The following is an 11,853-nucleotide window of genomic DNA, read 5'->3' as shown; positions in this document are numbered from 1 at the left end:
AAGATAATTACTAAGGGGCAAGACTTTATGGCAGGGTTATTAGACACACAAGCACAACAAATCGTCCACGAGATGGAAAAAATCATAGAGAAGAATATCAACATCATGAACAACGACGGAATCATTATTGCCAGTAAGGATGCGGAAAGAATTGGGACCTTTCATGAAGGTGCCAGGAATGTCATTGAACGTGGCGAGACCGTGATGATCTTTCCAGAAGATACCCTTCTCGGCTCCAAGCCAGGAGTGAACATGCCTATTTATTTTCATGAAGAACTTATTGGAGTCATCGGGATTACTGGGCATCCAAATGAGGTTCGGGACTTTGCGAAAATCATTCAGAAAATGACAGAGGTAATGGTAAAAGAGGCGTATGTGAGTAGAGAACTGGATCTGGAAAAGCGCGCGAAGGAACTTTATATACAAGAATGGATGCGAAGAAAATGGGACTGCATCGAAGCGTTCGGAGTGCGCGGCCAAACCCTTTCCATCCAAACCAATGTCACAAGGCAGGCGTTCCTGTTTCGGTTGGAGACAGATCAAGAAAATGAAACCGAAGTGGCAAGACAGGAGAAGATGAGCGACCTGTTGAAAAAACTGCAACAAACACTCGCATGCTCTCAATCGGATCTGATTACATTATGGAATTCCAATCAGATTCTTTTATTGAAGGATACTCAGAACATCTCTGTTTCAAGATGGTATGGGGAAGTCGAGAAGACAATAAGTAAGATCGGGGGCTCGTTCGGTGACATTATTTGTGGTGTCGGACGGGAATATGAGGGCCTGGAAGGTGCGGTGAAATCCTTTGAAGAAGCAAGGTTGGCGTTGCATTTTGTGGATAGCAGAGAAGGGAGTTTGTTGCTTTTCAAGGACCTTGGGATAGAATCCATCATGCATGAAATATCAGAAGAGAAGATGAATGATTTTATTCAGCGCTTTTTCCCTTTCTTTCTCGATCCGGACCACAAGCAGCTAGTGGAAACTTTGAGGGTTTTCTTGGAACATAATCAGAGTATTGCTGCGGCAAGTGAAGCTCTCTTCATCCACAAGAACACATTACAATATCGCTTAAAAAAAATGAAAGAGCTGACCGGCTATGATCCAAGGATGTTTCAAGATGCTGTGTTGTATTGGATGGGGTTGGTTGGATTGGGGAAGGAGTAAAAGAGAAGTTGATGAAGTAAATGGAAGAGAAACAATGGAAACTAAAATGAAACTATCAGAAGTGAAAAGGGAATTAAGTAATCTACCTCAAAAAGAATTGATTACTATCATTTCCGATTTATATAAGAAGAATAAAAATGTTCAGCACTATTTCTCTATTAAATTTGGTGGGGAAGAGGCTGCGGAAGAATTATTTTTACAGACATTGGAGAAGGTGGAACATCAATTCTTCCCTAAAAGAGGACATGGTGCATTGAAGTTGGCTGAGGCTAAAAAGGCAATTCAGCATTTTGAAAAATTGACTGGAGATAAAGAAAGAACATTAAGGCTGAAGATAGCGTATGTTGACTTTGGAACAAAGTTTACACAAGCTTACGGTGATATTTCGGGGAGTTATTATAATAGCATGGCGTCCATGTTCGATTCGATAGTAGATCAATGTTGTAAGAATGAGATCTACTATGAAAAATACAGAGGCATATTGTTTGAAATAGTACAAAACTCGGATGGAATTGGTTGGGGGTATTCGGATTTTATGTATGAGACCTATTATGATGCTTTTGGTATAGAGGAGGAAGAACTATAGGAGAAGTAGAGTTGGAAAAACGAAATATAAGAAGAGATAAGAAATTTCTTACTCTTTCCAGAGCGGAGCAATCTGCTTCTGACAAAGCAAAAGGGATAGATGTCGCACACCCTTAAAAGGTTGATGAATCTATCCCTTAAAGTCTTTTTTGTGAGCCTAGAAAAAATATTTTACTCAATCCATCCCTTTTCCATGGCTATCTTCAAGGCTTCTGCACGGGATTCGACATGAAGTTTGACGAATAGTTTGGAAAGGTAGTTTTCTACAGTTCGCTGTGTGACAGATAGTTCCACCGCGATGGCTTTGTTGGTGCAGCCTTGGGCGATCAGATTCAAGATCAACCTTTCTTTATCGCTCAATGTCTGTTGGCTGTCCTGCAAAGAAAGGTGTAGTTGTGTTTGGACGAAATCAAGAAAATCGGTAGGCAGAAGGATCTCCCTACGAAGAACCGCATGTATCGTCTGTATGACTTGTTCTTTTGTTGCGGTTTTGGATAATAGGCCATCTATTTTCCTTTTTAGTATCAGCTCATAGTAATCAGCTAATTCAAAACCTGTATAGAGGATCACCAGCGCTTCAGGTTCCCGCTGTTTGATGAATTCTGCCAGTTGTATGCCATTTACCGGTTTCATATTAATGTCTAGTAAAAAGAGATGAAAGGAATCCTTCTCCAGCCTTCTTTCCACAGCACTTGAATCATGTTCGGTTTCTATATGAAAGTCTTCAAGCTCTTGTAAGAGTGTCATGGTGCCGTCAAGGACGACTGGATGATCATCCACAATCAGTAGTTTAATCACTGGTATCACTGCTTTCTATCATTCGTATCTTTATTCGCATACCTTGCCCGGGAGCGGAATCCAACTCCATTTCCCCATTAAATGCCCTTACTCGTTCCCTCATGCCACTGATGCCCATGGATGCAGTAGACTCAAAAACCTCGTTCGGTTGGCATCCGGCTCCATTATCTTGATACATTAATTCAAAGCCCGTTTCTCCGATAGGATGTAAACGAAGTTCCACTTCAGTGGCTTTTGCATGCTTGATGGCGTTGTTCAATAGCTCTTGTATCAGACGGTAAATCATCAGATAGAGCATAGGGTCTTTGAGTTTCGGAATATCCACTTGATCATCCAACATGAAGTCAGCCCGCATCTTTATTTTTTGGATGAATTTTTTGAGTGCTGCCTGCAGTCCGAAAGTATCTAATAGAGGCGGGCTTAGATGCTCGCAATATTCCCGCAGATCCATGGAGGCATCAAGTAACTGCTGCCTGATAGTGATTAATTTCCCTACGTCTAATCCCCGGCGGCTCGTAATGATTAGGTCGAGTTCTCTTGCCAGGTGCAGCTGTTCTTGCAGGACGGTATCATGAAGTTCCTGTGCCAAGATGTCTTTTTCCTTTTCGAGAATCTGCCAAAGCAGCTTGTCAAACCATGGGAGGCGATGGCTGTTTGCTGACTTCATCAACTGTAGCTCTTCCACAAGCTCCTCCACCAATTTAAGGTTCCCATAAAAGCTATGGAAATAGAGGGACAGTAATTCCAGCCACAACAGCTCTTCTTTCCTTAATGATACAGTCTGTATGCCATTGCCGATTGTCAGGACAATCTTTTCAGTTGCTGTTTCATGGAGCAACATTTGATATTTTTTCCCGTTCCTTGTTATTTCTCCGAGGGCCGACTGATGAGACCCATCATTGTTTTTGTCAGCAGGAAACACGGTTATTTCGAGGGAAGATACCTCAAGCTTTTCCACTATTTTTCTTTCATATTTTAGAAAGAGTTCCTGCTGATTTCTTGCCTGTCCAAGGTCATGGATGGACAAATAAAGTCCGTGGATATAATCACCATTGGTCGAAAATAAGATTTTGCGATGACTGAAATCAATCTGTTCTTTTAAATAGAATATAGCAATCAATATAATTACCAGGAACACAAATATGCGGGCAGAGTCCATGAAAGTTAAATGGTCACCATCCCAAAAATAGTAGATTCCTGCTGTCATAACGACTCCTGTACCAAGTGATAGCATGGAATAATATCGGAAGCGAGTCATATGATACTGAATATCGAACAGCCTGTCCGCCAATTGGATGTATATAAAAGAAAACGGGATGAACAGTAGGGAAAGTGCGCTAATATCTGCTGACAATATATGTTGGTCTGTAAGGATTTCTGGCAAAGCATATAAAATAATAAAGGGGAGTATCGGTAGGATCAGCCCCCATAAGATAAATAGTAGTTTAGGAGATTTTGATTTCCAATATCCCCTGAGTAAAACATAAAAAACACTTAAGGAAAGGATAAGAAAGAAACTTAAAATAATATCAGACGTTAAATGAAAAAAATAAGAATAAAAACTCGTCATCACACTGAACAGGAGAATGATAAAAGGTAATGTGTATAATATAGTGATATTCCTGATAAATGCCCATTCTATTTTTAAATAAGCAAAGTACTCCTTTAAGAAATGAAGGAGAAATAGGAGGCATAAGACAAGGAACGTGCCATTCACATATAATCCGATTGTGTCCAACCGGCTAGAGGCTCCGCCACTGATATAAGCCAAGGAAACAGAAAGCAAAAACAGGATCAGGAGGGTGTTCAACCTGTTTTGATTTAGCTTCATGGAAAGATACCAGGCAAGTCCAAGTGACAGGATGAAATAAAGGGAAGGAAGCAAACTGTGCATGATCAACTGCTCAGGAAGATCCATATGGGAAACTTCCACCCTGTTGACACCACCACCCGGTTTCATCAGACTTAGATGGTTTGCCGCCCGGATACTCTGATCTTCCTTCATACTGGACGATTCCTCTATGGACTTATTGTCTACTGCCAGAATGATATCTCCTGAGTCAATATTATGCGCTTTTGCCCATACCTTATAGAAAGGATCATCAACCACCCAATATTCTCCTTCTTCGCGAATCTCCATGCTGATAAAAGGAGTACTTACTGCTACATAAAGCAAATAGATTCCTAAGATACTATACAAAAAGATAAAGAGTTGTAGATATTTTCTCGTATTCCATTTCATCGCCAGTAGCGGTTTTCCAATATGACAGCTTCTTCATAGGCGCGTAGTATTGCTCGTTCTTGATCGGTGTCCATTCCTACTAAGCAAAGATTCCCTTCTTTTAATAACTCCACAAGGTACTTATTCTGTTCTAGAAATGCGATCATTTTTATCATATTATTTCCTCATTTCATTATAGATAATAGTTTACTTTTTATTTTTTCAGGTAATGGAATGTCCTTCATTGTTTGTTCTGCTTTCCTTTGATAATTATGTATGAAAAACAAGGCATAGCGTATGGCACCGCTTTCTGTGAGTGCTTGGTGAACCTGGTCCCTATCTAAGGTAGTGGATTCCTCTTTTTCATAGTATCGCCTGATATGTATAGACAGTTCATCTTCTAATGCCAAAAGAAAAATGACTGGCAGAGAGAATTTGCGGTTAAGTATATCATTTTTCCTTCCCCAGCTCTTTAGGTCGGATATATCATTTTTCAGTTGATGAATGACACCGATATACCGCCCATAGCGCTCCACATGTGCAGATGACCTTCCTGTAGCCAAGACCACTCCAATAAGACAACTCATAGCAGTAAGGGAACCGGATTTTCTTTCAATCATTCGAAGATAGGAAGACTCATCTACGGCAAGGTTTAGTAAATCCCTCTGTTGTCCATCAATACTCTGTAAAGCGTATTTTTCTAGTATTCTCCCTGCTAGGTTCGAATGTGTAAGCGAGCTCTCCCGAATTATTTTCGATGACACTATCAGCATGGCCAAGGCGCTATTTATACCTAATGCAGGGGATGTTGCCCAGCTATGGCTACTGTCCCCGTCTTGAATATCGTCGATGATGTCAAAGCTTAAGACCAATAACTCGATAGCTGCTGCTATCTTCAATATCTCTTCATCAAAATCACTGGTGAATGTTTCATAATGAAGGATGCAAAGCTCGGCAAACGGAAGGGTATCATCTCCTTTTTCCTTTATAAAGGAAAGAATCATGCTCCTAAAATCATCGTCTATTTCTTTTTCGTTATTCAATAAAGCAACGAGCACTTGTTTAACATTACTAACTACATGATTCAATCATTGTCACTTCCCATTATTCGACAATTCCCTTACATTACCTTATTATCTATTAAACTGTTCAATTATGGAAGTCCGAAAAATCCTTTTCGGTTCTTCCCTTGTCAGTGTTTCGGAAAACCGAAATGGTAATTTCGGGAAACTTGATGGTACGATGGATGTACTCGAGGAAAACCATCACAATATTGTGAGATTATTTAGGGGGATATGATGAAAAAAGCACTTTTATCCATTGCTTTATGTGGTGGACTTCTTGGAATGTCTGCGATGGCACCTGCTTTAACGGCAGATGCAGCTACTAAATCGGCAACCGGAACCAGTTTTACAAAGGCTTGGTCAAAAAGCGTAAATACAGGTGACGGTGCAGGAGTATTAACATATGGGTATAACACAGCATGGATCAATGAAGACTTTGCTCATGCGTATCATGCATCTAAGACTCATTTTGCCTCCATTGCAAACGGAAATGGTTCCCATGTGAGCTCAAGTGTTGGTGCAGGTAAAACGGCAAAAGTGGAAGTAAGACATTCTGGATCTACCGTAACATATACTATCCACTATTAATCTTTCACTACCAATTATTTTAAAGAACACCTATAGTCGACATATAGGTGTTTTTTAAAATGAATGGATACTTTCTCATAAAGAGACACAGGGGGTAAATAGATGAAAAAGAAAGCTGTAGTGATATTCTCGATTCTGGCAGGTATCGTTATCTTTTATAGTTTGGCATGGTATTTGAATAATGAAATGGTCTTCAATAAATATGAAGAAGGATTTGAGGAAATTCCACTCAGTCATACAAAGGTTAAAATGCTTGAAGACCATACATTGTCAGTGAAAAAAGCGGATTTTGGGACGTTCACAGGTAATCTCAGCATAACGAATATGGATGATACCGTATCTCTTATCATTTGGCCGTCTCTTTTTGGAATGGAAAGTGGTGTCATGATCACAGAAGAGGGAACATCTTATCAGATTCTTGTTAATGAGGAATTCCAGATTATCGATGAAACGGATGTAACTGGTCGAGAGCTTATGGAAAGACATAAAGAAGAGTTAGAGAAACAGCAAAAAATTGCGAATCAGACATGGGATATTTTTTAAGGGACTGGCGGAATAATGAAGAAAATTAAATATTTGATGGCGTTTTTGTTTTTGTCGATTGCAAGCATTTTTGTCGGTGAATTCTATATCTATTATTTGGATAACTTTGAAGAGGATTTCTATCATACTGAATTCTACAAACCTTTTGATAGTAGTAATGAGGAGATGACAGAAGCACTCCTTGAGGCTGCTGAAGAAAATGAGATTATACTATTTACATTGGAAAGGAATGTCATCTCGACGATAAAGAGTGAGATGACCATTTATGGGGAGGAGTCAGCCAAAAAGGAGCTTGAAAGACGCGGAATTCAGTTCAGGAATAATCAAAGCCTTCTCTTGGGGAACATGAACGTCAGCTACCGGGATTTCTCCACTTTTGAACATAAGGAAAGAGGGCATGACTACTATCTGGCAGGTGATGAAGAGAATGTTGTGCTTTTCAAGCAGCAGCTTGTCGATCAATTTGGTGGAGGGTTCCCGAGAATGGGGGCCGCATCCAATGCAGAAGGAATTGTATTTGTATTCTTTAGCGTCTGTCTTCTCCTGATTCTATTCTTGAGCTATTATGAGATTCAATTATTGAAAAAAGAGTTCTCCGTCCGTGTGCTGATGGGAGCCGATATTACAAGGATGATAGGTAGGCAGGTTGCGGCGGATGTAATGGTCTTCACGTTCCTCTACATCATCAGTTTCATGCTGACGAGCGAGCTTCATCACTCTTTATTTCATTGGAATGTTCAAATGGCAGGTTTGTGTCTTTTCTTGGTGTTCAACAGTTTATTATATGCAATCTTGTGGAAGGGAAACTTCAGAAAGACACTCTCCTCCTCTGGGGGGAAAAGTGTACTTGCGATCAACTATGGATTAAAGGTTGTCATGAGTGTCCTGTGCATCTTATCCATTACCGCCATGGCTACATTCATTGATCAAGGGGTCAATTATTACAAGCAAAAAGACATCATCTCCACGTTTGAAGATTACTCCTATGTTCAATTGAATTATCGGGATGTAAGCAAATTTGAAGAAAGTGCGGCAATCCGGGAGAAATTTCATCAGACGTTTGAAAAAGAGTCTGCAGATATGACAAATCTTCAAGGATCGGTGGTCGGGCAGACGGACTTCAACTATCCCGTCATCCGTATGAATGAAGGCGCCCTTAAGCAGCTACCTGAAGCCTTGACCGAAAAATTGGAGAAGGATTACGTACACTTCTTGATTCCTCGTGATTTAAAGGACAAGAACATTCCGATTGATGGGATAAAAGGTGTGTACAGTTTGTACGAACCATCCCATCCGCCTTTTAAAATAACGTACTATGAGGGTGATTTAGAGGTTCTTAGTGTGAAAGATATGTTTTATCCTTTCAAAACAAGGATGGAATCTAACCCGATCATGCTAGTAAACAGTGCTGCAGCCGGTGAAGATGTTAATAATGAATACGCGCAAATCAGGACATATATTGCCTATGATGTCATGTATGATATCACAGATGAGGAGTACCAAAAATTCCTTGCTGACAATGAATGGAAAGATGAGCTTGAAGTAAAGACCAATGTCAAGGATCTGTATGAGTATAATTGGAAAATCATTCAACGTGGCATGTATATATCTTTCATTCTTCTTGGGCTGGTCCTTGCGATGAATCTATTTATCGTGGCAACCATTCTCCGGGTCGAATACACATTTAACGCGAAAGAGTTACTATTGATGAAAATACTCGGCAGATCCCTATTTGAACGTAATAGAAAGATCATCCTTCTATCCATAGGGGCAAGCGTCATTAGTGCAATAATAGCGATTGTCATCAGCTTTTTTATTAATACTCCTTTTACAGGCTACTTGATTATGGGCAGTGTTCTTATTTTACTTCTGGATTGCCTGATATTGTACGTCAATATCACCCGTCTGGATAAAAAGAGCCTTGTAAAAGTGTTGAAAGGCGGGATTGTATGATTCAAGTAAAGCAACTGACGAAGAGATTTGGCAGCCGTACACTGTTCCAAAATTTAACCTTTACCGTGGAAAAAGGTGAATTTGCTATCATTTCGGGTAAAAGTGGGTGTGGAAAGACTACTCTATTAAACATCATCGGCGGAATAGAGGAAGCGGACGAAGGAAGCGTGTCGTTCAATGAGGTGGAAATAACCAAGAAGTTTGATAAGAAAAGCTATTACGGCGAAACGGTGTCTTTCATTTTTCAGAATTTCGCCCTGATTGAAAATAAAACCGTCAAACAAAATTTCGATATCATCGGTAAGAAAAACAGGTCGGGATTTAGCTATGATGAAGCGCTTATAAAGGTCGGCCTTCCAGATAAGTTGAACGAAAAAATATATACTCTCTCAGGTGGTGAGCAGCAGCGCATAGCCCTAGCCAGAACCTACTTGAAAAAGGCAGACCTTATTTTAGCTGATGAGCCAACAGGTTCTTTGGACAGGGAGAATGCGGACCGAATAATGACCATTTTGAAGGATTTGAATAAGGAAGGAAAAACAATTATCATCGTGACACATGATGAGATGATAAAAGAGCAAGCGCCGAGAGTGATTGAGATACGATAGCGTGACTGTTAATAAAGAGAAAGATGCCTGTGCTCCTTTTATAGGGTACACAGGCATCTTTCTTTATATCTATATGTATTCGTTTTCATATGAGTGTTTGTTAGGGTTGTTTTACAATATAAGCAATTATGATTATAAAAATGAAATATTATTGTTGTATTTTGTCAAATTCAGGCCTTTCAGATTATTTCTAATCTGACAATTCTCTCTATAATTAGAAGAGTATGACTATTAAACTTCGAAAAGGAGCTGTTTGGCTTGAAAAAAGCTTTCCAACAACTAGGGAAAAAAGTGTTGGCTGCAACGATGGCGGTATCATTGCTTGCAACACCATCCTTGGTAAACACAGTAGAGGCAACACCAAAGGGGCCGAAAGCAGGACAACATGATGTGGAATTAAGAGTGATGGGAACAACAGATATCCACACACATTTATATAACTATGACTACTATAAAGATGCTGAGGTACAAGACTTTGGCCTTGCGAAAACAGCCACTCTAATAAAGCAGGCTCGCGCAGAAGCAACAAATTCCATGCTTTTTGACAACGGGGACCTTATTCAAGGGAATCCTTTAGGGGATTACAAAGCAAAAGTGGACGTTTTACAACCAGGTGAGATTCATCCAGTATTCCAAGCTATGGGATTACTAGACTATGATGCTGCCACTCTTGGAAACCATGAATTCAACTATGGATTGGATTTCCTTGACACTGTATTAGAAGGCTCTCCATTCCCATATGTTAGTGCCAATGTATTTTATGATGACGGTGCTGACAACAGTGAGTATTATGTAAAGCCATATGAAATCATCAAGAAAAAATTCACGGATAAAAAAGGAACAAATCAAGTTGTACGTGTTGGCGTGACTGGTGTTGTAACTCCACAAATCATGCAATGGGACAAAGCGCACCTTGAAGGGAAAGTTGTAACAAAGGATATCGTCAAGTCTGTAGAAGCAGTGATTCCTCAAATGGAGAAAGCCGGAGCTGACATCATCATCGTCCTGGCACACTCTGGTATTGGCGATGCAGAATACGCGGAAATGGAAGAGAATGCAACATATGACCTCACAAAAGTGGATGGCGTCGATGCTATCATCACTGGACACAATCATTTGAAGTTCCCGGGTGACTTCAAGGACCTACCTGGTGTTGATTCAGAAAAAGGAACTATCAATGGTGTTCCTGTTGTCATGCCAGGTAACTGGGGGAACAATCTAGGGGTAATGGATTTGACACTTTCTAAAGTGAAAGGCGACTGGAAAGTGACTGATTCCGCCCAAAAATTGTTGAATGTATTAAATGTAAAAGCAGATCCAGCTATTTTGGAAGCTGTAAGAGAAGCACATGAAGGTACAGTGAATTATGTTCGTACACCGGTTGGTACGACAACAGCTGATATCCACAGTTACTTTGCATTAGTGCAAGATGATCCATCCATCCAAATCGTAACAAATGCGCAAAAGTGGTATATCGAAAAGCAACTTGCAGGAACAGTAGATGAAGGAACGCCGATTCTTTCTGCCGGTGCACCTTTTAAAGCTGGCGGTAGAAACGGAGCAGACTATTACACTTACATCCCACAAGGGGAAATTGCTATTAAAAACGTCGCAGACTTGTACCTATATCCAAACACTGTTGCAACGGTAAAAGTAACAGGTGCTGACGTGAAAGAATGGCTAGAAATGTCTGCAGGACAATTCAAACAAATCGATGCAAATAACAGCAGCGAGCAAGCATTGATTAACGGTGACTTCCCGACTTACAATTATGACGTTATCGATGGGGTTACGTATGAAATTGATGTGACAGAACCGGCAAAATACAATAAGGACGGAGTTGTCGTAAACGAAGGGGCAAACCGTATCAAGAACCTGGAGTATAACGGGGAACCAATTGATTTAAATCAGGAGTTCATCGTTGTCACGAACAACTACCGTGCGAGCGGTAATTTCCCTGGAGTTCGCAACAACACAGGTGTGGAAATGTACCCTGATGAGAACCGTCAAGCAATCATCGACTACATCGTAGAACAAGGTGAGATCGACCCATCTGCAGACGGAAACTGGACATTTGCTCCAATCAATAATTCTGTCAACGTAACATTCGACTCCTCACCTAGAGCGGTCGATGCACTTCCATTGGACGGCACTATCCAACACGTTGGAGCGTCACAAAACGGCTTCGCCAAATACAGACTGACACTGCCAACAGCTAAATAAATTAGTGAAAAGGGGTTATGACTTTATCGCTTTAGAGCGGTGAGGGTCAGACCCCTTTTATCTCTTTAATCAGATAAAGGGAGTAATGATTAATTAATACAAA

At 40.4% G+C, this 11,853-nt stretch carries 11 protein-coding genes; 7 read left to right on the top strand and 4 right to left on the bottom strand.

The features are described from left to right. Positions 1 to 27: 27 nt before the first annotated feature. Positions 28 to 1,167 (top strand): CdaR family transcriptional regulator, encoded by a 1,140-nt coding sequence (locus tag EKQ44_RS16510; RefSeq protein ID WP_237664650.1) that lies wholly within the window; start codon positions 28 to 30, stop codon positions 1,165 to 1,167. Next, on the top strand, positions 1,121 to 1,753 hold the full coding sequence (locus EKQ44_RS16505) for a DUF6155 family protein (RefSeq protein ID WP_237664649.1): 633 nt from the start codon (positions 1,121 to 1,123) through the stop codon (positions 1,751 to 1,753). The genes EKQ44_RS16510 and EKQ44_RS16505 overlap by 47 nt, the downstream gene beginning before the upstream one ends. 170 nt (positions 1,754 to 1,923) lie before the next feature. Here the strand turns inward: EKQ44_RS16505 and EKQ44_RS16500 are convergent, their stop codons facing one another. The 4 genes from EKQ44_RS16500 to EKQ44_RS16485 are packed head-to-tail and all read right to left on the bottom strand — an operon-like array spanning position 1,924 to position 5,859. Next, on the bottom strand, positions 1,924 to 2,550 hold the full coding sequence (locus EKQ44_RS16500) for a response regulator transcription factor (protein ID WP_237664648.1): 627 nt from the start codon (positions 2,548 to 2,550) through the stop codon (positions 1,924 to 1,926). Beyond that, positions 2,543 to 4,792, bottom strand: a complete 2,250-nt coding sequence (locus EKQ44_RS16495; protein WP_237664647.1) for a sensor histidine kinase — start codon at positions 4,790 to 4,792, stop codon at positions 2,543 to 2,545. Before EKQ44_RS16495 ends, EKQ44_RS16500 begins: the two co-directional genes overlap by 8 nt. Further along, positions 4,789 to 4,947 (bottom strand): competence protein ComX, encoded by a 159-nt coding sequence (locus EKQ44_RS16490; RefSeq protein WP_237664646.1) that lies wholly within the window; start codon positions 4,945 to 4,947, stop codon positions 4,789 to 4,791. Before EKQ44_RS16490 ends, EKQ44_RS16495 begins: the two co-directional genes overlap by 4 nt. Before the next feature lie 9 nt (positions 4,948 to 4,956). Continuing rightward, positions 4,957 to 5,859, bottom strand: a complete 903-nt coding sequence (locus tag EKQ44_RS16485; RefSeq protein WP_237664645.1) for a polyprenyl synthetase family protein — start codon at positions 5,857 to 5,859, stop codon at positions 4,957 to 4,959. Positions 5,860 to 6,066: 207 nt separating this feature from the next. On the opposite strand from EKQ44_RS16485, the gene EKQ44_RS16480 reads away from it, so the two are divergent. The 5 genes from EKQ44_RS16480 to EKQ44_RS16460 all read left to right on the top strand — a co-directional run bounded on the left by EKQ44_RS16480 (position 6,067) and on the right by EKQ44_RS16460 (position 11,750). Further along, entirely contained in the window at positions 6,067 to 6,423 is a 357-nt protein-coding gene (locus EKQ44_RS16480) for a mediterrocin family bacteriocin (protein ID WP_237664644.1), read from the top strand. Between the two features lie 102 nt (positions 6,424 to 6,525). Beyond that, complete coding sequence (locus tag EKQ44_RS16475) at positions 6,526 to 6,966, top strand: hypothetical protein (protein ID WP_237664643.1); 441 nt, start codon at positions 6,526 to 6,528, stop codon at positions 6,964 to 6,966. A gap of 15 nt (positions 6,967 to 6,981) precedes the next feature. Further along, complete coding sequence (locus tag EKQ44_RS16470) at positions 6,982 to 8,919, top strand: DUF1430 domain-containing protein (RefSeq protein ID WP_237664642.1); 1,938 nt, start codon at positions 6,982 to 6,984, stop codon at positions 8,917 to 8,919. Continuing rightward, positions 8,916 to 9,527 carry an ABC transporter ATP-binding protein gene (locus EKQ44_RS16465; protein WP_237664641.1) on the top strand — a complete coding sequence of 204 codons (612 nt, stop codon included), beginning with the start codon at positions 8,916 to 8,918 and terminating at the stop codon, positions 9,525 to 9,527. Before EKQ44_RS16470 ends, EKQ44_RS16465 begins: the two co-directional genes overlap by 4 nt. Positions 9,528 to 9,833: 306 nt before the next feature. Beyond that, positions 9,834 to 11,750 (top strand): bifunctional 2',3'-cyclic-nucleotide 2'-phosphodiesterase/3'-nucleotidase, encoded by a 1,917-nt coding sequence (locus EKQ44_RS16460; RefSeq protein WP_414491343.1) that lies wholly within the window; start codon positions 9,834 to 9,836, stop codon positions 11,748 to 11,750. Positions 11,751 to 11,853 lie beyond the last annotated feature (103 nt).

The organism is Sutcliffiella horikoshii, from assembly GCF_021991925.1.
GTDB classification, from domain to species: domain Bacteria; phylum Bacillota; class Bacilli; order Bacillales; family Bacillaceae_I; genus Sutcliffiella_A; species Sutcliffiella_A horikoshii_F.
The sequence above is the reverse complement of the archived record's forward strand: the minus strand, read 5'-3'. Positions and strand labels throughout refer to the sequence as shown.